We start from the raw sequence: 23592 nt of genomic DNA, 5'->3' as shown, positions 1-23592 counted from the left end.
CTTGGTTTTAGCAACTTGGTAGGATTGAAAAAGACGTTAAAGACATACCGACTGGATCGGCACCTTTCACAACAGGAGCTCGCGGACCAATCCGGAATTTCACTGCGAACCGTACAACGTATTGAAAGCGGCACTTCAAAAGGCAGCCCTTATATCATCAGGCAGCTTTGTAATGCGTTGCGTATCGATCCAAGGGAATTATTTTTCAACGAGCCGGTTCAAGATGTTGAGATCACCATGCAGCCGAGGGCACCGCAGGAGACTGACGCCACGGTGTTTCATTACGACAGGCGAGTAAAATACATCAACTTTGGTGCGCTGTCGGTGCTGTGTTTTCCATTCCTGAACCTCCATCGTGCCTGCCATACTTACGCTGTTTTTAAACCGAAATTTCCGAGCCGCCGGGATAAGGCCGCTGTATTGAAGATACTGGACCTGCAAATACTCTGGTCGGTGACGACACTCATTGCCTTGATCGTCATTCCGGTTGTCGACCACTATTTCATGGGTGTGGGCAATGCAATGGAAATCCCCCTTTTCGTTTGGGCATACCTCCTATCGGTCATCGTGCTGGTGTTGATGATCCTGAATACGGCCCATGACATCAATAAGTCGAAAGACCTGCTCGTCTTCGTTCCGGACATTCTGTAAAAGTTCATCAACGACACGTTGTCGCTATTTTGTCACAAAAATGGCGGCTTTTCGGGGTGACTGCAACGTTGCATATGGCCTATTTTTGCCTGAAACTTATTTCGTATGTACGGAAGGAAAATAATCAAAACCAGCTTTAACCTGTTTGCAGGCGCATGTCTTGCAGTGCTAGCAGACAATGCCATGGCACAACCGCCTCTGAGCGATTCCACGATTACCAAGCTGAAACTCGGCGTTGAAGGCTTTCAGGAGCGGTACCGATCGCCCAGCATTGCCGTAGCCATTGTGCACGGAGACACGATCATCTTCAGCGATGCCCGGGGGTTTACAGACCTTGAAAATAAGGTTCCGGCCGCGATAGATTCCAGGTATCAGATCCAGTCTATTACCAAGATGTTTACGGCGACCATGTTCATGCAGCTTTGGGAGCAAGGCATCATCGACGGCGATGACAGCGTCAGCGCTTACGTACCAGAATTCCCAGGAGATGCTACGTTTCTTGAATTGGCCACCCACAATTCGGGACTTCCGAGGAATTCCCCAGCCGACGTTCGCTTTGCCCAACAGGTTGACCGATGGCTGTTGACCAAGGCGGACTCAGGCCCTATCCAGTCTGCGGGAAATGAAGATTTCATATCCTCACTAGCCCACGTCAGCCTTCAATATCCTGCCTACGAGTTCCTCAAGCCGGACACGCGCCACTACTCTAATTTAGGATACGGGTTGCTTGGACTGGCCCTAGAGCGGGCAACCGCAATAGAATATGAGCGTTACGTCGTTGACCAAATCTGCGAAGCCATGGGTCTGGCTAATACGGGGTTCGGCACAGTGGGAACCACAGACAACGCCATTGCTAAGGGGTATTTTTACCGGGGCGACTCATTGGGCTTTATCCGTACACCGGATTACTTCCCCCGATCCATGATTCCTGCTGCCGGAATGTATTCTACGGCAAGGGATCTGGCTAGATTCGTCAGCGCACAATTCGATGGCAATCACGCTGTCCTCTCGGCAAAATCCTGCCGGATGATGCAGCAAATGGGCATTGGCTGGATGCGCAACCATCCGTTTATCATGCATGAAGGTTCCATGCTCGGTGCACGCGCCGAAATCGTCTTTCACCCTAAATTGCGGATCGGCTGGGTGGTGTTGGCCAACACAACCGATTTCCCGTTCAACCGGATCAACGATTATATCGCCAACCTGATCGTACCCCTGTACACGGCGGAGCCAATCGTCGAACTCGAAAAATATGTGGGCACGTATGCATTGGATGGTGGCTATGGCAAACTGGAAATCCACATGAAGGACGGCAAACTCTATTCTACTTACCTGCAAGGTATGCTGCCAGAAGAAGCGCTTCGCTTATCGGGTGCGCATTCGTTCACCGCAAAAGGGATGGATGGCCACGATATCCAATATGAATTTATTAGGGGTGCGGGTCCGGAAATTACGGGGCTCAGTCTCAACCAACTCTTAGATCAAACGGTGAAGTGGATACGTATTTAAATTTACGGTTAAACGCTAAAAGCTGACGGATGAAATTAAGGACTAGACAGGTAAAATCGTCACCACTTGGCGTTACAGGCAGCCGTTCCTCATAGAAAAGTGGCCAAGTTATTGAATAGCGATATTTCAAGGATAGTAAAATCTTGACGTCAAACGATACGACAATGCTGAAATGGCTTGATATTATAAAATTTGCCAACAATGGCACCCCCGGCCCTGATAAAAGAGTGGAAAAAACGCCGGAAGAGTGGAAAGCGATCCTGACGCCTGAACAGTTCAACATCACCCGGCTTAAGGGTACGGAGCGTGCATTCAGCTCGGATCTCTGTTCTTATTTTGATCCAGGGAAATACGCGTGTGTTTGCTGCGGCACCGAACTTTTTGATGCCGACACGAAGTTCGAAAGCGGAACGGGATGGCCTTCGTTTACGCAGCCCATAACCGAAAATGCGGTGGGTTATCATAAAGACAAATCGTTGGGCATGTACCGAATCGAGGCAACATGCAACACCTGCGATGCCCACTTGGGACATGTCTTTCCAGACGGTCCCAAGCCCAGCGGACTTCGATATTGCATGAACGCACTTTCGTTAAAAAAAATTGAGGTCACTGAAAGAAAAGTCGATTTCGGAGGCGGCTGCTTCTGGTGTACAGAGGCCATCTTTCAGCAATTGAAAGGCGTGTTAAAAGTGGAGAGCGGCTACAGCGGCGGAACGGTCGTTAACCCAACCTATCGAGAGGTTTGCAGTGGTGGGACCGGACATGCGGAAGTGATTGAAATTACCTACGATCCCAATGAAATATCGTTTGATGATTTGCTGAGAATACATTTAACCACCCACAACCCAACAACCGTGAACCAACGGGGTGCAGACCGCGGCTCCCAGTATCGAAGCATCATTTTTTACAGAACGGACGAGGAAAAGCAATTAGCTATGCGGATTATGGATGAAGCGCAAAAGTCTTATACGGATCCGATCGTGACCCAATTGGAACGATTCGAACATTTCTATAAAGCGGAAGATAACCATCAGGATTACTATAACAGGAATCCTGATGGAGGGTATTGCCAGGCAGTTATTGAACCCAAATTAGCTAAGCTCAGACACTTGTATACCGATAAATTAAAACCGGTGTAATAAAGACCTTTGACCCGCGCGAACCCATCAATGGGTTCTTTCGTATTCGCGTCTTTCTTTTCGTCTTATGTGAACTGAATAGGCGAACAGAAACACCGGGACGAAAGCTACTGCTCCCGAGATACCGACCAGCTCAGTAGCGGGTGAGTTATTGAAAGCGAGTATCACCAGTACAACGGGAAATGCTAATATCGACACGCTAGCCGTTTTAGCCAATACATATGCCACTTGGGTTTCGAGAAATGTCTTTGCCCGTCGAATCCGATGGTTTACCGCATTTGTCTGATTGTACCGCTCCACTCGCTCGGTAAAAGCGGCACGGAAAGCCGAAAAATCATCCTTCTTAAATGAATCTAAATCCCGGTGAAACCGCCAGATTGTTCCGTCTTTTAACGTGACCTTAAACCAGTCATTTCCCGGTTCCAGCTCAAATTTGTAGTCAGCCATATCTGTCCAGCGTATCGTGATGTCCGGATTGGAAGCGAACACAAACTGCCGTAACCAAGCCTGATGCACTCCTTCTACGTCTAAAGTAATGGCAATCTGCGCGGTTGATAACCGGCGCGAAAGATAGAACAAACCTCCGAACAGAGACGCCACCAACGCAAATCCCAGCCATTCGGGCTTCAGGAAAACACCCTGCTGCCGGAGAAACATCAATGTACCCATTAACCCAAAGAGCAAAGGCAGGGAAGATGAGGCCAGCCGCCAACGAGAAACGCATCTTAGGTAATACGTCTCTTTACTATTGGCATGTGCGGCTTCTCTTAAGTCTTTTACTTCAGGCATACTCGTTATCGGTTTGGCTAAATATAACAAATAAAATCATCCGGTCAAAATGCATTGTACCCATCATCGTGAATAGGTAGTAATTGGCATTGCCATCCAAAATACTGACGGTTTTCGCACGGGCATGCGATGATCTGCGACCGGTTACCTATTCATTCCGAAGGCTGTTTACCGGGTTGGCCAACGCCGCCTTGATGGCTTGGAAGCTGACCGTCGCGACGGTGATCAAAAGTGCGAGGACAGCTGCCAATACAAAGACTACCCAACTGATGGTTACGCGGTAATCGTAATTTGCAAGCCATAGGGTAAGATAGTACCAAGCAATGGGTACAGCGATGATGCAGGAAATGGTCACCAATAGCACGAACTCTTTTGACAGCAACCTCCACAGGTTGGCCACGCTGGCCCCAAGTACCTTACGGATGCCAATTTCCTTGGTGCGTTGTTCGGCCACAAAGCTCGCCATACCGAATAACCCCAAACAGGAAATAAAAACAGCGAGCACAGCAAAATAAGAAGACAGTTTACCGATGCGTTCCTCGGCCATGAACTTATCGCCAAAAGATTCGTCTATAAACGTGTATTCAAACGGCACATCGGAAACGTGCTGCTTCCAGGCTTTTTCGATCACGCGGATGGACTGGGCGGTGCTCAGGGTCGGGCTCAGTCTCAAAACCAAGTTTGCCATATCGCTCATGGGCGCGATGCGGTAAAGCGTTGGTCGTACAGGAAAGAATGGCGATTCCTGCAAGATGTCCTTCACCACCGCAATAATGGTGAAAGGCTGGCCTTCCCATACCAACGTTTTGCCCACGGGTTCTTCGAAGCCGATGAACCTGGCGGCCGATTCATTGATAATAAAGGCAGCGGAATCGGTGGCAAACTCCCGTGAAAAATCCCGGCCTGCTTTAATTTCCCATTGCACGGTCTTCCCGAAATCATAAGACACGGCATTGGTTGGGAAGTCGACCCCCAGGTTGGGGTCCTTGCCTTCCCACTCAAACCCACCATTGGTATTCCATACGCTGGTCAACGGGCTGACGCACGCCGCCATTTCCGAGATGGCACCGGCGTTTTTCAGTTCAGTTCGTATCACATCAAAATGATTTTTGATTTCATCCTGAAGATAAAGGTTCACCAATCCTTGTTTGGTGTATCCCACCGGCCGGTTTTTTGCGTATTGAATCTGCTGGTAAACGATGATGGTTCCAATGATCAGCATGACGGAAACGGTGAATTGCATAACCACCAAAACTTGGCGCGGAACACTGGCAAACCGACCTACACGGAAGGTTCCTTTTAGCACTTTCAACGGCTGAAATGAGGATAGGTAAAGCGCCGGATAGCTTCCGGCCAACAAACCGGTGATGGAAATGAAGACTAGATTGAATGACCAGAACAGGGGGTTTTGCCAGGGAATGCCCATCTTCTTGCCCGCTACTTCATTGAACAGGGGCAGTAGCCCGATGACCAGCAATAGCGAAAACAGAAAGGCCAGCAACACGATCAAATAGGATTCGGCAAAGAACCGACCGATCAACTGCCAACGATGGGAGCCTACTGTTTTATGAATGCCCACTTCCTTGGCCCGCTTTTCACTCCGGGCGGTGGCGAGGTTCATGAAATTGATACAGGCCAGCAGCAACACAAATAGACCGATAATACCGAACAACCAGACGTACCGGATATTCCCACCCGTGTTTATCCCATTCTTGAATTCGCCATACAGGTTCCACTTGCGCATGGGATGCAGGAAAACTTGCCATTGATATCTTTTCTCCCCTTCGCTTAAGTTGTTCAGCTTTACGTCTTTAATTTTGGCGGAAATGGCTTCTAGATCTGCATGATCTGCGATTTGCACAAAAGTCTGGGAAAAATTGCTTCCCCAGGGGTTTTGCATTTCTTTGGCCCAGGGATTCTGGATAAGCCACAGTTCCCACGGCGCCATGAGTTTTACGTTGCTGAATGACGTATTGCCGGGTAGGTCTTCATAAACACCCGTTACCTTCACTTCATAATTCCGATCAAACGTGATGGTCTTATGCATGGGGTCTTCGTCACCAAACAGGGCTTCGGCGGTGGAAGCCGACAAGAGGATGGAATATGGATCTTTCAATCCATCGCGTGTTCCTTTCAGCATATTCAGCGTGAGCATTTCAGGTGCATCGGCTTCAAAAAACATCCCTTCTTTGACAAAATGTTTATCCCCGACGGACAAGAGGTGGCCTCCCTGCCACGATGCTTGCACTACGTATTTGAAATCGCTCCCGTATTTCGCCCGTAGTTCCGGTCCCATTAATCCGGGATTGGCCGTTTGGGTTTGCAATTTGCCGTTAAAATTGGCATGTTGCATTACCTGAGCGATGTGGTCGTAGTTTTCATGGTATTTGTCAAATGTGAGCTCGTCATATACCCATAAGCCGATCAGCATGGCTACGGCCATCCCAACGGCAAGGCCGCCGATATTGATGGCGCTGTACCCTTTGCTCTTAGCCAGGTTGCGCCAGGCGATTTTAAAATAGTTCTTTACCATAACCGATGTCCGTTTACCTGCCGTTGTGGCTATCGTGCAGACATCAACAAATCTGCCATTGCAAAAAAGCGTGCAGGAAACAAGAAATCAATGGTTTAGATTTCAATGGGTGTTCGTATACGGACAATAAGTGTCCGAATACGAACAGGGTATGGTAGCCATTCAGGAAAGGGCGTTGGGGGGCGGATCGCCTGCCGATTTGCCGCGACGTTCGGGTAGGGGTATGTATTCCTCATTATCCATTGGCGGCAACACTATACGCCCCTGTTTCCAGTCCTCCTTGGCCTGTTCGATCCGTTCTTTCCTACTGGAAACAAAATTCCACCAGATATGCCGCTCGCCCAGGTGCTCTCCACCAAGCATCATCAACGTGGTCGGCTCGTGAGCAATAATCATTGGGTCCACCCCCTTGGTGAATACCATCAGTTGGCCGGCCGAGTACGTATTGCCGTTTACCTCGACGCTACCCCGGGCAATGTATGCCCCTCGTTCGCTATGTCCATGGGGCATACCGAAGCGCGTTCCCGATTCCAGTACAACGTGTACATAGAACAAAGGGGAATGGGTTTTGACATGACTTTTCAAGCCATAGGCATCGCCGGCAATCAAACGCATCCAAACGCCCGTATCTGTAAAAACAGGCAATTGTTCGGCCTTGTAATTGTTAAAGGAAGGATCGCTTTCTTCATCCTTTTCGGGGAGTGCCACCCAGGTCTGTATCATTTCCAGCTCGCCTCCTCTCAGCATTGCCGGATCTTCAAAGCGCTCGCTGTGCGTAATGCCCTTCCCAGCAGTCATCCAGTTGACCTCTCCGGGCTTTATCACCTGCTCCACACCAAGACTGTCCCGGTGGGTCATATTACCACTGAATAAATAACTGACTGTGGATAGGCCAATATGCGGGTGTGGCAACACATCTAAGTTGTTTACCGCCTCCGCAGGGATGGTTACCGGGCCGCCATGATCCATAAAAATGAACGGCCCAACCATTCTCCGAAGACGGTAGGGAAGTATGCGTTTAACGGCAAAACCCGGGGCAATCTCGGCTTGTCGGGTTTCTATAACGATATCAAGCATAAAATTGACGTTGAAACGTAACTGATTTTTTGATGTATGAAGTTAAGGACTACCTGCTTTGACAGTCAATGCCAGCACTTTGCCGCCATGTCATAGCCAAATTTCGTCATTAACAATTGCTTTTCCAAATTCATGGCAGGCGTTAATCGTCGCGGGCGTCATCCACCTTAATACAGTACGTTTAACGCACCTTTAAAATCCTTGCCTTCCAAAGTGGTAATATAATAATAATAGGCGCCTACAGGCACTAATCGACCTTGGTATAGCCCGTCCCACGGAACGCGATAATCTTGCGATTGGAATACCAGTTGCCCATTGCGATCAAAGACCCTTACCAATGCAGCTCCGTCTTCCACCCCGCCAATCACCCAGACGTCGTTGATTCCATCTCCGTTTGGCGAGAAGGTGTTGGGTATGATGATGTCCTGACAGGCAGACGTTACTTCAAATGTGGTCATAACCGTGCAGCCGTTTTCATCCTGCACTTCGAGTGCGTAGGTACCCGGTACAGAAATGTCAAAATAGCGGCCGCTGCCGGCACCGCGATTCCAGCGATACGCCGAATAACCGGCAGGAGCTTCTACGCGGATTACCTCGTTTGCCGCACTGCAGAGTACGGTGTCACGTATCCGCGGTGCCGGTATCGGATCGTAACCGTCCAGATCAAATTCGGTGGTGTCCGAACAGCCCGCGGCATTGGTAAGCACAAGCGTATAGATACCGGGATTGCTCACCTCGATGCTTCGAGTGTTCTCCCCCGTTGACCATCGATACGTATAGGTTTCGCCGGCCGCATGATCGGCCGTGAGGGTTGTTGACGTTCCATAGCATAGCGGCCCTTCATTTGCCGCCTTGATCTTTGCCACCGGCAGTGCCACGAAGCGAACGGTCAACTGGTCGGATGTCACGGAGCATGATCCAATTGCAATCTCGACGGAGTACGCGCCGGGTTGCGTTACCACCAATGCAGCGTCGGACTCGCCGGGTAAAAGCACCCCGTCCCGGTACCAACGCTTGATGGTCTCTGGCGCGTAGCCGGTCACCCGAATCCTTCTGGGCACCCCTTCGCACATAAGGATAGCCTCATCGGAAGAAACCGGCTTTTCCAAATAATGCAAACGAATCGTAACCGAATCGGAGAAAACAACGTTGTCGCCGCTCGCGCTGACTTCCACAGCGTACGTTCCGGCCTCGGTTGCCGAAAAAGCGGGACGGGTTTCGCCCGCCAATGCTTCCCCGTTTCGATACCATTGATAGGAATAATCTCCCTGAGCATTTTCTACTTCCATTGGGAACGTATCACCTTTGCAAAGGTCCACCGTGTCGGGATAGTCAAACGTGAACTTCGGCGCATCTACATGATCAGGGCCTATCTGCCTAATATTTCCTTTAGCAAACAAAAACGCATGATCGCCATCCGTACCTGAAAGCAACGTATTTGCCGAACGCGAACTGATATCCGTAAACGGTTTCGTCGAATAGCCAGCAAAAAAAGCCGTAAAATTTTCTACTTGATCATCCGGTGATATCCGGGCGATGAAATTATTTTCTCCAAGTACCCAAACATAACTGTCCCACGTGGTTTCCGCTTTGAGAATCTTCTTCCCCGCAAAGAAATGCTCGTCGATGTGCAGGCTAAGTTGTGCCGCCACGGATTGATATCCGAATATGAGAGGAAGTATAAGCCACATGATAGAAAGCTGCCTCATTCCATTTCGTCTAAAACATCACCTGCGGGCAATACACCCGATATCGGTTGTTGAGCAGGAAGCCCAGCACCACCTCATGGCTGCCGTGGGCCAGCGTGCGTACCGGCCCGGTATTGAAATCGTAAGAATAACTGAGGTTCAGCAAGGCACTGATGTTAACGCCCGCCATCGCCGAAAAGGACTCGTGGTTGCGGTAACCGCCGCCCACCCAAAGGCGATCGCGAAAAGCCAGCTTTACGTTGTAATCGCCCACAAACGGCATCCATGCGAGTTGCTTGAACAACACCGACGGCACAACGGCCATATCACTCCCCAGATGCAGTTTATACCCCGCCGTAAGGAAAAATTGCTGATACCCACCAACGCGCTGAGCGTTGTCCGAAAACGCCAACGGGTTACCCAGCAACTGCTGCGCGGAAACCCCGGCAAAAAAGCGCGCACCATACAGCCAGAGTCCCAACCCCAGCTCCGGAGCTACACGGCTATCCGCATAACCGGCCAGGACGGGGTCGTCCGGCGTGTTGATACCCGACATATCGAGTCGCACCTGCGAAAAACCCGCATTGACACCGGCAGAAAGGTTCATCGTCTCGGTTATACGCAAGTGGTAAGCATAGGCCACCAGAGCATCGGTACGGACAAACTGCGCCGCACGGTCGTGCTGCACAATGATGCCGGCGCCGTGATGCGGTTCCGAAGCTCGGTATCTGTGGCTGTATCCGCGGCTGTACGGATTGTACCCACCTTCTCCAAACGAGGTGGCACCATCCTGGATGTGCCGGGCGCCGATAGGCAGATGGGCCGACAGATATGCCGTCTGCGGAGCTCCCTCCAGACCGTGCCATTGGCTACGCCCCCCCAGCTTTACATCGACATAGCGCTCAATGCCCGCCACGGCAGGGTTCATCAAAAACCCGTTGAAGATGTATTGCGTATACTGTGGACGTTGCTGTGCACAAAGTATGGATGCCATACTCAGGAAAAGGAAGAACATGCCGGTTGATCTCACGTACATATCGTTTCCCCGGCCGATTAATCCGTAAGAATCTTCCGAGATGGTTCAAAATGTGAAGCTATCGTCTTCATTAAGACAAGGGAACGGTAAAGGCAACGTTTACGCATGGCGGTTGACGGGTATGACGTGAATGACTGTTTTGTTTGCTCTCTTTTAACAGGCCTTTTAGTTCATGAAGGTCGTTGTGATGTGCAAGATAAAACATCGCTTTGAAATCTGCAAGTTCTGTATGCTACGTTATAGCCTTGCGTACGGTGTTCCAAAGCATATACAGGTTTGTTGCACCGGCTAGTATAACGGCGGGTAGCCGATAAGTGCGATGTGTCATTATCAGTTGCTCCAGCAAGTCTGCACTAAAGGCTTTCTCAAGTGCCCAATGAATCGGAACCTGTACTAACAGCGATTCGACAACGATATAGGTATTGAGGAGCAACGTGACCGTCACCCATTTGCGAGGTATAACTGTACCCCCAAACCAGACCAGCAAACCATTGAACAACAATTGGAGGGTCATTGGGAAAAATAAATATACACCCAGTAACGCTTCCAACCGGCTGTGGTAGCCGCCGAAGTGTTCATGGCCAATGAGGTGCCAGGTACTATAATTTACATCATTTTCCAATGTCAAGCTACCCAACACATAAAAAGATAAAAAGAAATATCCCGTAGGAATTGCGATAGGTAACACTTTGACCATAGTGACCACGAAGTTACAAAATCTAGATTGCCTGTCCGTCTTCGCAATTCAATATTTGCAACCTTTTAGATAAGAAAACACAATATGCCTGCTGATGTCCGATTCATACAATAATTTACCGGCGTATTGCATTTGATTTGCACAGTGAGCGGTCGCTGCTAATGTTTTCAGCGACAATAGGATTTATCCCATTAATAACTGTGGAGGATACAGAATGAATGCATGTTTATTGATCGCGAACGTGATCGCGTTGATGTCGGTTATCGTTCATATATTTTTTGGCGATAACGACCTAAAATCAATAGAACCTGATGGGAAAAACGATAAAAAATTGGAAAACTGGATTATGGCGAGAGGTGCATTTCATGTGGTTTCAGTAGATATGGTAATGATTACTGTCGGGCTGACACTGATAAACTTCACCGACCTACTACACCCGCACCGCACAGTTCTACTGACGATTATGAGTATCTACTTTCTGCTATACGCGTTATTCTTCTTTCTTATTTTGATCATATCAAAGCCATTTGCCAAAAAGTTCTTAAAGCTATGCCAATGGGCTTTGTTTTTATTAATGAGCGGGTTGATTTATTTTGGGAAGTAAGTGCATATATGTGTAATGTCCGTTCTATACAATTTCCAGCAAACCATCACTATTAATTTTGGGGTGTAATTTAATTTAAAAGAACATGATGAACTTAAACAACGTTCTGTTTGTAAACGGTACAAGTACCACATTGGCCGGGGTAATACTTTTGATAATCCCCAACCGGCTATCAACACTTTTCGGTCTAAGCGTAAATGGCTACTTGATCGCTGTTGGTATATTTTTTTCCATTTTTGGCACATTCGTGCTTTATCAGGCTTTTCAAAAGGATGTTTCCAAGGCTACGCTACGATTCATCACGACCATAGATTGGTTATGGGTGCTCTTCAGTGCAGTTCTCATCGGATTATTATTTGAGACCGTCTCTCCTATTGGCTTACTTATCATTGGCGTTATTGCACTCTGGGTGGCTCTGATGGCCTTCCTTGAGGGAAAATACTTGCGATCTAATGGCAAAAATTAGTGTCGGCCTTACCGTTTCGCTTGACGGCTTCTTTCTCAGCTACATCGATGCCCCAATGAGGTGACCGGTACCCTGGGGCCGTTCCACCGTCCCCGCATCTTCGAATACCCGGTCTTTTTTTATAAACGCATAGGGCGACTCTCCGGTAAATGCTCGGAATTCCTTGCAGAAATGTGCCTGATCGGCGTAGTCAAATCGGTAGGCCAGTTCAGTCAAGTTGTTAATGGCTTCGTTCCGGATGCTGGCCAGTGTTGCCTCGAAACGATAGAGCCGTTTGTAATAGGCAGGACTGATCCCTACGTCGCAATAAAACAAGCGTCTGAAATGCCTTTCACTGACATTGTATTCCGTAAGTTTTTTTTGATAGGCGTCCTTGTGATTAAAGAGAAAATCAGCAGTGCGCCTATCAGGCTGGAGATTTCGTCGCCCAATCGCTGTCATTAAAGCGGTATTTAATAAGGCTGCCCGTTCGGTATGCGACCGTGCCACAATGATTTGCTCTACGGTTTCTTTTGGCAGAAAATGTTCTGCACCAACGAGCTGGTTGACGGTTTCATACGCGTTTATACCAAAAATATTCCTGACGGCATTGGGATAAAAAGAAACGGCAATATGGGAATAGCTCGGGCTCATTTTATACGTTATACTTTGCGTTGAAACGCCCTTTAACGTGGCAATCGGAACCATATCTCCACCTGGCAGCCATAAACCGTCTGCAGAACGTTCACAACGAATCACCAAGTGCGGATAGCAATCGGCAGTCATTCGTAAGTCAATCGCATTTCCACCGAGCGCCAAATCGAGTGTCCATATCCGCCGGACGAATTGCGTCAGCTGAGGGGCGATTGGATATAACTGGACAGTTACCATCGATAAAATTGCGTTACTTGGCAAACCTAATGTAAGACTTTTTTCGAACTTTAAACTGCTGCTGTTAAAAATTTAAAATTTGTATCTGTCGATACCGATTTTCTTTGGTGACATTTGTGTCTAATGAACGGTAACCTATAGATGATCCATACGAAACGGAAAATACAATTAGCTAAATGTAAAATTATGAATCGGTTAGACAACGAGTTTCAGCAATATCCAATTGGGCGATTTGAAAAGCCAAATTCAATCAGTGAAAGGGATATTTCGGGTTGGGTCGATGTCATCGCCTCCTTTCCGAGCGACCTGTCAAATGAGGTGTTGTCGCTTACCGATGAGCAACTGGATACACCCTACAGGGAAGGCGGCTGGACGGTGCGGCAAGTGGTCCATCATTGCGCCGATAGCCATATGAATGCGATTATACGTATCAAATTAGCACTCACTGAGCCTAAACCGACCATCAAGCCGTATGACGAGGCAAGTTGGGCTGAATTGGCCGACGGTAAACTTTTTCCAATAGCATCATCACTGGACATTTTGAAGGGGTTGCACTCAAGATGGTGCGTATTGCTGAAACAGCTAAAAAAGGACGAACTGGAACGGACGTTTATCCATACCGAACACGACAAGGCCATGCCTGTAAAAGAAGTCATTGGTATGTATGCATGGCACTGCAGGCATCATTTGGCACATATAACTACCTTAAAAAAGAATCGAGGTTGGGTCTAATGGCGAGCAAGTTCGGACTTAATTCGTATGAGCTCACCCAGTAGCCTCGTTTCCGGAACCGCATTCTGCAGTTCCAGTTGGGCTGCTATCCGTACGATTTCCGGGTTCAGGGTATCAATTTCAGTTCTTCGCCTACTTCGGATATCCTGTAGGGTGGAGATCGCTTGTCCCTCAGACAGCCTACTGATTTTCAATAGGCTATTTTCGATATCGCATAATCGAAGAGTTACGCCGTTTGCTTCCGCGACAACCAGGCACTCGGCAATCACCCTTCGAGCAAGGGCTAATGCGTCAGAATTTCTGTGGAAGATGCCGTTATCAATATCCAGTAACGGGCAAACGGAGTTAAATACGCAGTTTATAATCGCCTTTTTCCATATCACGGACTGGATCTGATGGGCACTCTCAAATCGAAAATCGGGCGTATCGAGCTGGTTGACAACGGCGTGAAGGTGAGCCGAATCCCCTCGCTCAATACCTATCGGGCTTGTTGCCACGGGTTTAAAGCGGACCGCAGATGAGCCGATCTGCTGGCTGGTGACAAATAAGACACATCGATATACGTGTGGATATCCGTGATCCAGGAATGATCGCTCCACACCCAATCCATTTTGAAGGAGTACGACGGGCGAATTGTGTACTTTCTTCCTGAGCGTAATCGCCAAATTTTCATTTCCGAACGATTTGCTTGCAAGCACGACAATCCCATCGATGTCGCCAAGTGAGTCCAATGCGGTGACCTCTACGTCGGCTTCACAGAACGCTTCCCCTTCCATCTCGACGCGAAAACGGCGGACGAGGGTGCCGACGCCGTTTACACTTCCTCTCACCAACCTAACCGGTCTTCCTGCAAGTGAGAGGAAAACAGCAAGCGCGGTGCCGATGGCACCTGTTCCAATGATAAAAATGTTCTTCTGCCCTATCTTTATGTTTGCCATGTAATTTTGATGCCCTTTGTGATGGACAAAAATCGACAAAACCCGCAAACAATAGCAGACGCAGATTTTTTATTTTTGCCGATAGCAGTTGAATACAAACCGTTATGAAGAATAAGGATATATCGCATTTTACGTATGTACGCATTGCAAGGGTAATCGAGCAACAGATCCTAAACGGCACATTACGCACGGGAGATAAGTTGCCCTCGTTGAGAACAATTTGCCGGGAGTATGGTGTAAGTCAAAATACCGCATTGAGTGCCTATTATTATCTGGAAAACAAGCTGTTGATAACACCCAGGCCGCAGTCTGGATACTATGTGTGTTATTCCAGAACACGGATACCTGCCATCCCGGATGCGAGTAATCCCTCCGCCGTACCGAATTATGGAGACACCAAATTTCTGGTCAGGAGCGTACAGAATACCATGAGCGACACGGAACTCTTGCCTCTTTCTCTCAGCGCTCCGGTAAATGAACTGCTCCCCATAGCTAAATTGAATAAGGGCTTAATCCAAGCGAGCCGCGACTTAAAAGGAAGCGGGGTTGCTTACGACCGCGTAGAAGGCAACGAACGATTACGCCGGCAGATTGCAAGATGGGCTTTTGCAATGGAATGCAACCTGAGTTACCAGGACATCATTATCACAGGAGGATGTTTAAATGCGCTTTCATTTTGCCTGATGGCGACCACCCAAAAAGGTAACACGATCGCCATGGAAAGTCCCGTCTCTTACGGGATGCTGCAGCTTGCACAAGCACTCGGCGTAAAGGTTCTGGAGTTGCCTACGCACCCCGTGACGGGCGTAGACCTCAATGCGCTTGAAGAGGCGATGAAAACCGGGCGGATAAACGCCTGCCTTCTGGTTGCGAATTTCGGAAATCCACTGGGTAGCTGTATGCCCGATGAAAATAAACGAATCGCCGTGCAACTTGCCGAAAAATATAACATCCCGCTTATAGAGAATGATCTGAATGGCGATGTATATTTCGGGCAGCAGCGCCCCAAGTCGTGCAAAACATATGATGAAAGCGGTATAGTGCTTTGGTGTGGATCCGTATCTAAGACCTTGGCGCCTGGTTACCGGGTTGGTTGGACCGCTCCCGGAAAATTTAAAGACAGGGTCCAAAATATCAAAATAGCCCACTGTCTTGCATCGACTTCTATCACCCAGGAGGTCATCGCCGGCTTTTTGGAGACAGGACGTTACGAAAACCATTTGCGGAAATTACGGCATGTCCTTCACGGCAACGCGCTGAAGTACGCGGGGGTCGTCGCCAATCATTTCCCCGAAGGAACTATGGCAACGAGGCCTCAAGGAGGCTTTGTGTTATGGGTAGAGCTGCCTGTCGGAATAGATACTGCAGAACTTTATAAAAGTGCCATTGCCCGCCGACTGAGTTTTGCCCCGGGCCGGATATTTACCTTGCAAAATCAATATAACAATTGCATGCGCCTGAACTATGGCCTTACCTGGAACGATACTTTGCAGTCACAATTGATCGCTTTGGGTAATCTCGCCAAGACCAAGGTAAGATCCCTGGGTATCCCAGTTTGAGGCGACAAATTATTTGGTGAAGCACAAGTAATGAGATACCTTTGTTTAACAAGAAGTTAGATTTCAGTCGACACAAAAACGAATCTTGTACGTAGAAGCAAACGAAGTATAAATTAAAACGGATTTTTGTATGACAACCAGGTGTAATCTCTTGGCGTTGATCTGCATCGTTACCATGTTTATGGGCTGCGGAGCGGCTAAACCGGAAAATTCAACCCACAACGAATCGGGAATGTTTAAAGTAGCGATTCTTTATCCGAATGGGGATGGCAAAACTTTTGACATGGATTACTATGAAGAAACGCACATGCCTTTGGTAGCAGGTTTTTTGGGCGATAACTTGAAATTCTATGAAATTGACAAGGGCCTATCTGGCAGAACACCGGAGGAAGAAGCGCCTTTTGTAGCCATTGGCTATTTTTATATCAACGATGTTGCGGAATATGTGAAAGCAATCGCACAGAACAGGGATGCGGTTATCAGTGATTTCAAAAATTACACGAATATCCAACCGATTGTTCAGATCAGTGAAATTAAACAGCGGAAATACCCCGATGCGAAATAACATCAGACATTTGGTTCGACGCGGAAGCGTGCGTTATTTCGGTTCCGGAAACATCAGATAACTGGTCAGCTTTTTTATCTTACCGTCAGCCATATGAAATACGTCGCAAAAAACGGCGTTGAATACTTCGCCGCCCTTTCTTCTTCCTTGGACGGTGCCCTCGGCAACAACCAAGTCTGATTCTTCGACCATACGGATAACATTTATAATTGGCCTGCCTTCAAATGCCTCGTTTTCAATTTCTTTATCAAATGCAGCTTTACCTGAATGATAATACACACCAGGCATTTCCCAAACTACGTCATCGGTTAAGCAAGATAAAATCAGTTGATGATCGCCGGCGTTAAACCCGGCCATATTGTCTGATACCACTTTTTTATTTTGACTCAGGTCATCGGGATTTTCCCGGCATGCGACCACCATCGACATCAATAATATACCGATTAAGCTCATCTTTCGTTCCGTTAATTGTTTCATTACGCTACAGTTAGCTGTTGATTGAGTTTATTAAACATCTTGATCCAACTTTGATAAGCACCTGTTTTTTTAGCTTCCGCTTCGGACACGGTTTGATGGAGCGTGACTTTTGTTTGACTACCGACTGACTCGAACGTCACGGTGGTGAGGATTTCAGCGGGCCACTGCGAATCTTTCCCCGCGGACAACGCATCTGCCATTTCGCCGCGCTCATTGGATAGCTGCATCGTAAACGTGAGTTTTTCTGGCGGAATTATCTCCAAATAGGTACCGACAATCCAGCAGTCGCCGTGAACCGGATCATGGACACAAGAATGGTACATCCCTCCTTCCCTAATCTCTATCCGCTTGTATGATATGGTGCATCCATCAGGTGCATACCAACGTTTAAGCTTCTCTGGATCAATCCAGGCGTCAAAAACAGCCTCGATGGACGCATCGAACCAATGCGTGATTAAAAGTTCTTTGTCTGATGACTTCATAGTTATTGCTTTTTTGTTTCTGCCAAAAATTTATCCAGTTTATCGAAGCGCTGGTTCCAAAGTTTACGGGATGCATTGACCCAATCAACTACTTCATCTAATTTATCGAGTCTGGCCTCGCAAAACTGCTCCCGGCCTTTCTGCGTAAGCGAAACCATGCCACATTCGTTTAGTACTTTGAGATGTTTTGCGATTCCTTGACGGGTTATTCCCGAGTCCTCCACAATTTGCCCGATATTCAACGCTCCGCGGGACAATTTCTGAATAATCATTCTTCGAGTAGGATCTGCAATCGCTTGGAAAACGTCTCGTCTTTCGATCATAATACAACCATTTGGTTGTGCAATATATATACAACCATTTGGTTGTGCAATATTTTTTTTGATTTTATTTTTTGACGGCATTGGCTTTTCTTCGCCTAAGACATAGCTACCTCCCGAGGATTTGCCTGGCGAGTAGCTGCTACAGACGGTGTAGGATTAGAATTACCTTGTGGATATCCGATCAAGCCCCAACAGTACCTGTCTGGATTAGGCCTCCGCTACCGTTAACCTGTATATCAGCCCTTTGATAGGCAGATTACAACGGGTTTTGGGCTGAAGGACAGAAATATATCAGGAAGTTCAGGTAGGAATGGCGGATTTAGCGAGGGCTGCCACAAGGGATTCCCGCTGTGCCAGCCCGCAATCAAAAATGGGTTTCCAGATCAGCCCATGATAATGGGATTCCGGTTAGCTTGTATTCCTGGATGTTTTCTAAGTCTTCTGACCGAGAAACGTGGAGGGGTAAAAGTAGACTTTCTTTCAGCTGATGCGATTGTATTGGGGAGGATCGGTTGCTTTTTCTTTGAACTTTGTTCTAAAATTTCGTCAATCATGTTAAGTTAAAGTTAAAATGAAGTTAATATAGTATCTAATGTGGTTGCAAAGATACATTCTAATGCGTTATGAATTGTAACCTTAGTGTAATTATTACACACTTAAAATACATTCATTATTTATTTGTAAAACAGCTATTTAATTATCAATTTCTGTTTGAAAAGCCGACGACAAATTCCGGCAACATAACGATCTTCAGATTGTCACAGGCAACCTACTGCGAATTGCTTAGTAAATGAAATAGCGCGTCAGCCTGTATACGAGAGGCCGCAAAATTTGCACGGTGCATACAGGAAATGGATGGGTTTTGATCGCTTCGCTGTCAGTCCTACGCGTTATGAGGCCTGCGATCGTTTAGAGCCAGAAGTAAACCGCTAATTCCGATAACGAGATAACTTATCACCAAGGGGGAAACACGGTTAACCATCAAGTCGCTGATTACAGAACCCAACGATGCACCCACCGAAAAGAACAGGGTGCCGTATATGGAAGAAGCCATTCCTGCTACATCTCCCAACGGTTCAAGTGCGAGAGCACTGCTGTTGGGCTCAACCGCGAGGTTAATCGACATCATCAGCGTGACGGCAATAAAAAATAAAGCCATATTTGGCGGATCCCCAAAGGTAACGGTTGATACTGCCAAACAAGCCGCAACCAAGGTATATAGTAGAAGTAAAAACTTTATCGCTCGTCTTGCGCCATATTTCATCGATAAGTATGAATTAATAAAGGTTGATAAGGCCATGAGCAGACCCATGCCCCCAAAAACCCACGCGAACAACGAAGGCTTGCCGTAAAGCCCGCCAATAATGTGTTCCGAACTGGCTACATAAGAACTGAGTGCTGTAAAAAGAAGTGTTGTAATAGTCGTATACCTAAGAAAGGTCCGGTTGCGTAAAACACTCGCTATGGATTTACCAATAGAGAAGAAGTTCAGGGGTATCCTTTTGTTTCGCGGTAATGATTCTTTAAGGCGCGATGACCACAAAAAGACAATCAATGCAAACAAAGGTGGTGTCAGGAATACTGCCTGCCATGAGGAAAGACGTAAAATCGCCGCGCCTAAAAAAGGGGCAATCACGGGTGTGAAAAGAAAAATGGTGAAAATGAGCGACATGATTCGTGCCATTTTGTTGCCAACAAAACGGTCGCGTACACCCGCAACGGTGGTCATAAAAACTGCGGATGCGCCCACACCGGCCACAAAACGCGCAACTAACATCAGTGAAAGACTGGGAGCGAAAGCGGCGGCGATGCCACCAACGACATAAAGCGGAAACCCGACCCGCAGAATGGGTAACCGTCCAAACCGATCGGAGAGCGTGCCGAAAGCAATCTGTGCTACCTGGCCGAGAAAAAAGAAGGAAATGATTTTTGCGGTTTCCGTTGAATGTGGATCGAGGTTAAAATCGTTCCGCAGTTCACCAAATGCAGGAAGCATGATGTCAATTCCCAATGCGGTAAGCATCATGCTTGAAGCCGACAACGCAATAAACTCGCCCTGTTTCATTTTCGTCGAAAAGCTAATCGTTTATCTAGCCCGTCGTAGCATGGGCCGTAAAACGGGCGATCCGCCGGATTGAATCTCGCCGATAACGTCGAAACCATGACGCTCATACAGTGAAATATTCCTAGGGTTCGAAGATTCCAGGTACGCTATTAGTCCCTCATTGTCAACAACCTTGAGGGCTTCGGCCATTAATACTGAGCCAACACCCGTACCCTGATAAGCTGGGTCGACACCGATCATCGGCAAATACCAATGTGGTTCGGTAGGACGAAATTTTTCCATCTGCTCAAAAATAGACGGCAGGTCTTCCTTTACGTTGTCGTCAGCATTTTCATCAAACAGCCTCGTTAGTGCTTCCTCATCCGATTTGATACCCGGCGGCAGCCACATGGCTACGCCCGCGCATCCATCGGCAATGTAGGCGGTCCCCCGCTGGAACGCGCTTCCACCAAACGCCTTTGCTATCGACGGAAAAGTTGCCAAATACGTTGTGGGATCGGGAAGGGACCAGCGAACCATCGGATCAACACTGAATGCCAATATTAAAGCATCAATGGCACTGCTTTCATCCGAAGCCCGGGCCACTTTTATGATTATATCACGTTCATTCATTTAACAAAAGTAGCGGGTATTCGGTATTTTAACGGGGTGTCTACCGGACTTTCTTACGGGGTATTTTGGACATGGGGAACCGAAGCGACATAAGTACCATTGATTTTACGATTTACGGCTTAGCCGAGCATTCGAGCATTCTATTGGGGAGGATGCCAAAGCGCGATTCAAACGCGATCAATTGATAAACCCAAGTATGTGCTGCAACGTTTTTGCCTGCTGCTCCGCCCGGCTGATCGTGGCGTGGCTATCGCCGAATTGGAATCCGTAGTAGCCAAATTGCGCATGATTCGCTCCTTCGATGCGAGCGACCTCGGCTGTGGCGGGCAGATTGCCCCTATTCGCCAAGATATCTGCCTCCTCGGCTACGCCGTCTTTAGAACCGTAAATCTTCAGGACCGGGAGCGTACGATCTGACAAGGATATGTCTCGCGGATGAGTGGTGCCGATCAGCACCAACTTATCGATCAAACCGGGGTGTTCGTAAACGAACCGTGCGGCCATCTTTGCACCTTGTGAATGCCCCGCTGGGATATACGTTTTGGTTGTATCGGCTAACAGATTTAACTCAATAGGCTTGTTATAGCCATACATCGCCATCCGCCACGGCATCCGGATCAGGTATACCTTCACACCGCGATCCGCAATCTGTCGACAGAGCGGCACATATGCCCTTGGGTCGACCATGGCGCCCGGATAAAACAGCATGACTCTGTCATAATAGCCGGTCGGGCTAAAACTAAAGAAATCTCCGGTACGTTGCACGCTAACCGTTGTGCTATCCTCCAGCCAATGGGCGTTCACGCCGCGCGATTGGTAGGAATACAGCAGCCAACTCATGAATCCCAGCCCACCAGCAATCCATATTGCCCGAAGAATCCGCCGTAAAGTCCATTTTTTCTTCATCCTATAACGCTATCATCGTTTACCTAATTGGTCGCGGAATAGGAACGTTTATTACACGATGAATAATTTTTTTCGGCGAAGGTGAGGAAAAGGCATCCGGTTTCGAAAGACCTCGAAACCAGATGCACGGATTTCGCTTCAATATCCAGGGTTTTGTTCCATACTGGGATTCGCGTTCAGCTCATCAATGGGAATCGGCTGCGCATAATCCGAATCATCGGACCACTGAATCGATCCGCCCCGAATCTTCTCGTAGTAAGCGGCCTCGCTCGCTCCCATCTTCCAGCGGCATACATCGAACCACCAATTAAATTCCCCAAAAAACTCAGCCCATCTTTCATATTTTAACGGGTCATTCCGTAAGACAGGATCCGATGCCATCGTTCGGTCGCTCAGGCTTTTGTAATCGATCGGCGAAGGTTCATCAACCGTAAAGCCATAAGCGCGTCGTTTAACTTTATTAATGTATTCCAGGGCATCTGCATTATTTCCGGTACGGATGAGCGCCTCAGCATAAAGCAAGTAAATATCAGCCAGTCGTAGCCAGAGAATATTGCTGCCATTTGCCCGATTTATTTCCAGTTCGGTACCGTTCAGATTGATGTATTTCCGGAAACTCCAAGCCTCCATATCAATTTCGTTAATGTCCAGGTAGTGAGAGATGGGATATTTTACCCCGTTAACCACCATGGAATCAACATAAGGTTGCAAACAGGCCACCCAAAGACGGGGGTCCACCGTCTTTTCTGACCTTGCTTTCTTTGAAGCGGCAACATAGTCTGGATCCACATTGGCGACATTTGCTACGGTTGTCCCCGGAGGGAAATAGTGCCCGAGATCAAAACCGAAACGGGCGATATTTTTTGCGTGTGGAAAGACATTACACCAAGCGGAAGCGCTTGCTGTCCCGGTTATCGGACTCACATAGGTGGGTGAAATCATGGTCCCGATGTGGGATCCCATCGAGCGGTCATCGGCACCGGGATAGGTGATATCCACATTGAGGTTCAATTCATACAATGATTCCGAATTGAATTCATGTTCACCGTTAAACATGGTTCTATACACGTCGAATGGGACCAATGCTTTGTTACTTTGCGAAATCACCTCGTTCAACAGCGCTTTTGCAGCCTCCCAATCCTGTACAAAAACATATACCTTCGCCAGAAATCCCTTCGCCGACCATTCATCCGCCTTGTGTTTATCGGGCAACGAAGTCCATGACGTTCCTTCCAACAACTCTGCCGCCGTTACCAAGTCACTGATAATGAATTCCCACGTCTCCGTTACCGTTGCCCGCGATACTTGGGTCTCGCTGAGGCTATTTGCTGCTTCCGTGACAATGGGCACCCCCATCCTTTCCCCTCCTGCGCTCTCCACGATAAATGTCTCTGCCCAGAAAGCAGTAAGGTAAAAGTAATACCAGGCACGTAAAAAAAGCGCTTGCCCACGGATGAGGTCGACTTCGGCTAGCGTGCTTCCATTGGCATGCTCCCGTACGCGAGCTGCCCCGGAAAGCAGCGTGTTGGCGCGTTGTACCCCCCGCCATAAATCCGGCCAAATTTGCCGTAGAAAGGCATCGTTTGGCAACGTATTATTCTGACCCATTTGAATCCAATTGGGCGATCCCTGCCAACTCAGATCGCAGGTATGGTCTAGTACGTAGGTGCTGTACGGTCCGATTGCACGCCCAAAAATGCCCGCCGCATGCTGTGTAGCATATACGCCGGCTAACAACTGTTCGAGGTCGTCTACCGTATTGGGATAATTTAGGGTCGAAATGGCCGTCGCATTGTCTATTTCGACGAAGTCGGGATTACAAGAATAAATGAATGCGGGCAAAAAAATCAATACGTATTTTGGTAATTTCATGT

22 protein-coding genes are annotated in these 23592 nt (G+C 48.0%); 7 read left to right on the top strand and 15 right to left on the bottom strand.

Translation table 11 applies throughout. From position 1 onward, the window contains the following. The first annotated feature begins 24 nt into the window (after positions 1–24). The 3 genes from ACFQRK_RS03930 to msrA all read left to right on the top strand — a co-directional run bounded on the left by ACFQRK_RS03930 (position 25) and on the right by msrA (position 3299). Positions 25–651: a helix-turn-helix transcriptional regulator gene (locus tag ACFQRK_RS03930; RefSeq protein WP_379003852.1), complete on the top strand. Its 627-nt coding sequence runs from the start codon at positions 25–27 to the stop codon at positions 649–651. Between the two features lie 105 nt (positions 652–756). Continuing rightward, on the top strand, positions 757–2160 hold the full coding sequence (locus ACFQRK_RS03925) for a serine hydrolase (protein WP_379003850.1): 1404 nt from the start codon (positions 757–759) through the stop codon (positions 2158–2160). 164 nt (positions 2161–2324) lie between these two features. Next, positions 2325–3299 (top strand): peptide-methionine (S)-S-oxide reductase MsrA, encoded by a 975-nt coding sequence (msrA, locus tag ACFQRK_RS03920; RefSeq protein WP_379003848.1) that lies wholly within the window; start codon positions 2325–2327, stop codon positions 3297–3299. 27 nt (positions 3300–3326) lie between these two features. On the opposite strand, the gene ACFQRK_RS03915 is transcribed toward msrA, so the two are convergent. The 6 genes from ACFQRK_RS03915 to ACFQRK_RS03890 all read right to left on the bottom strand — a co-directional run bounded on the left by ACFQRK_RS03915 (position 3327) and on the right by ACFQRK_RS03890 (position 11119). Then, positions 3327–4088 (bottom strand): hypothetical protein, encoded by a 762-nt coding sequence (locus ACFQRK_RS03915; RefSeq protein ID WP_379003846.1) that lies wholly within the window; start codon positions 4086–4088, stop codon positions 3327–3329. A gap of 148 nt (positions 4089–4236) precedes the next feature. Continuing rightward, positions 4237–6621, bottom strand: a complete 2385-nt coding sequence (locus tag ACFQRK_RS03910; RefSeq protein ID WP_379003844.1) for an ABC transporter permease — start codon at positions 6619–6621, stop codon at positions 4237–4239. Between the two features lie 162 nt (positions 6622–6783). Then, the gene (locus tag ACFQRK_RS03905; protein ID WP_379003842.1) at positions 6784–7698 is read right to left on the bottom strand and encodes a pirin family protein; all 915 of its coding nucleotides are present in this window, start codon (positions 7696–7698) and stop codon (positions 6784–6786) included. Between the two features lie 167 nt (positions 7699–7865). Next, positions 7866–9407: a gliding motility-associated C-terminal domain-containing protein gene (locus tag ACFQRK_RS03900; RefSeq protein ID WP_379003840.1), complete on the bottom strand. Its 1542-nt coding sequence runs from the start codon at positions 9405–9407 to the stop codon at positions 7866–7868. Between the two features lie 10 nt (positions 9408–9417). Beyond that, complete coding sequence (locus ACFQRK_RS03895; RefSeq protein WP_379003838.1) at positions 9418–10422, bottom strand: type IX secretion system membrane protein PorP/SprF; 1005 nt, start codon at positions 10420–10422, stop codon at positions 9418–9420. A gap of 232 nt (positions 10423–10654) precedes the next feature. Beyond that, positions 10655–11119, bottom strand: a complete 465-nt coding sequence (locus ACFQRK_RS03890; RefSeq protein WP_379003836.1) for a hypothetical protein — start codon at positions 11117–11119, stop codon at positions 10655–10657. A gap of 689 nt (positions 11120–11808) precedes the next feature. On the opposite strand from ACFQRK_RS03890, the gene ACFQRK_RS03885 reads away from it, so the two are divergent. Continuing rightward, positions 11809–12189: a hypothetical protein gene (locus ACFQRK_RS03885; protein ID WP_379003834.1), complete on the top strand. Its 381-nt coding sequence runs from the start codon at positions 11809–11811 to the stop codon at positions 12187–12189. Between the two features lie 39 nt (positions 12190–12228). Here the strand turns inward: ACFQRK_RS03885 and ACFQRK_RS03880 are convergent, their stop codons facing one another. Beyond that, positions 12229–13059 (bottom strand): helix-turn-helix domain-containing protein, encoded by an 831-nt coding sequence (locus ACFQRK_RS03880; RefSeq protein ID WP_379003832.1) that lies wholly within the window; start codon positions 13057–13059, stop codon positions 12229–12231. Positions 13060–13245: 186 nt separating this feature from the next. Here ACFQRK_RS03880 and ACFQRK_RS03875 point away from each other — a divergent pair, with 186 nt between their 5' ends. Further along, positions 13246–13791: a YfiT family bacillithiol transferase gene (locus tag ACFQRK_RS03875; protein ID WP_379003830.1), complete on the top strand. Its 546-nt coding sequence runs from the start codon at positions 13246–13248 to the stop codon at positions 13789–13791. Here ACFQRK_RS03875 and ACFQRK_RS03870 read toward each other — a convergent pair. Then, positions 13788–14729, bottom strand: a complete 942-nt coding sequence (locus tag ACFQRK_RS03870; protein WP_379003828.1) for a ketopantoate reductase family protein — start codon at positions 14727–14729, stop codon at positions 13788–13790. The genes ACFQRK_RS03875 and ACFQRK_RS03870 overlap by 4 nt on opposite strands. Positions 14730–14833: 104 nt before the next feature. Between ACFQRK_RS03870 and ACFQRK_RS03865 the strand changes: the two genes are divergently transcribed. Both ACFQRK_RS03865 and ACFQRK_RS03860 read left to right on the top strand, forming a co-directional pair. Beyond that, a complete protein-coding gene (locus ACFQRK_RS03865; protein ID WP_379003825.1) occupies positions 14834–16288 on the top strand; it encodes a PLP-dependent aminotransferase family protein in 1455 nt (484 codons plus the stop codon). A gap of 130 nt (positions 16289–16418) precedes the next feature. After that, complete coding sequence (locus tag ACFQRK_RS03860) at positions 16419–16853, top strand: EthD family reductase (RefSeq protein ID WP_379003822.1); 435 nt, start codon at positions 16419–16421, stop codon at positions 16851–16853. 33 nt (positions 16854–16886) lie between these two features. Here ACFQRK_RS03860 and ACFQRK_RS03855 read toward each other — a convergent pair whose 3' ends face one another. From ACFQRK_RS03855 to ACFQRK_RS03825, 7 genes are all read right to left on the bottom strand, one after another. Beyond that, positions 16887–17330: a nuclear transport factor 2 family protein gene (locus ACFQRK_RS03855; RefSeq protein ID WP_379003820.1), complete on the bottom strand. Its 444-nt coding sequence runs from the start codon at positions 17328–17330 to the stop codon at positions 16887–16889. Beyond that, positions 17330–17812 carry an SRPBCC domain-containing protein gene (locus ACFQRK_RS03850; RefSeq protein WP_379003817.1) on the bottom strand — a complete coding sequence of 161 codons (483 nt, stop codon included), beginning with the start codon at positions 17810–17812 and terminating at the stop codon, positions 17330–17332. The genes ACFQRK_RS03855 and ACFQRK_RS03850 overlap by 1 nt, the downstream gene beginning before the upstream one ends. Positions 17813–17814: 2 nt before the next feature. Continuing rightward, complete coding sequence (locus tag ACFQRK_RS03845) at positions 17815–18216, bottom strand: ArsR/SmtB family transcription factor (protein ID WP_379003814.1); 402 nt, start codon at positions 18214–18216, stop codon at positions 17815–17817. Positions 18217–19018: 802 nt separating this feature from the next. Next, the gene (locus ACFQRK_RS03840; RefSeq protein WP_379003812.1) at positions 19019–20200 is read right to left on the bottom strand and encodes a multidrug effflux MFS transporter; all 1182 of its coding nucleotides are present in this window, start codon (positions 20198–20200) and stop codon (positions 19019–19021) included. Between the two features lie 21 nt (positions 20201–20221). Further along, complete coding sequence (locus ACFQRK_RS03835; protein WP_379003810.1) at positions 20222–20812, bottom strand: GNAT family N-acetyltransferase; 591 nt, start codon at positions 20810–20812, stop codon at positions 20222–20224. Between the two features lie 177 nt (positions 20813–20989). After that, entirely contained in the window at positions 20990–21718 is a 729-nt protein-coding gene (locus ACFQRK_RS03830) for an alpha/beta hydrolase (RefSeq protein ID WP_379003808.1), read from the bottom strand. A gap of 138 nt (positions 21719–21856) precedes the next feature. Next, on the bottom strand, positions 21857–23590 hold the full coding sequence (locus tag ACFQRK_RS03825; protein ID WP_379003807.1) for a RagB/SusD family nutrient uptake outer membrane protein: 1734 nt from the start codon (positions 23588–23590) through the stop codon (positions 21857–21859). Between the last annotated feature and the right edge of the window lie 2 nt (positions 23591–23592).

This window comes from Parapedobacter sp. GCM10030251, assembly GCF_042666505.1.
Classification (GTDB): domain Bacteria; phylum Bacteroidota; class Bacteroidia; order Sphingobacteriales; family Sphingobacteriaceae; genus Parapedobacter.
The sequence above is the reverse complement of the archived record's forward strand: the minus strand, read 5'-3'. Positions and strand labels throughout refer to the sequence as shown.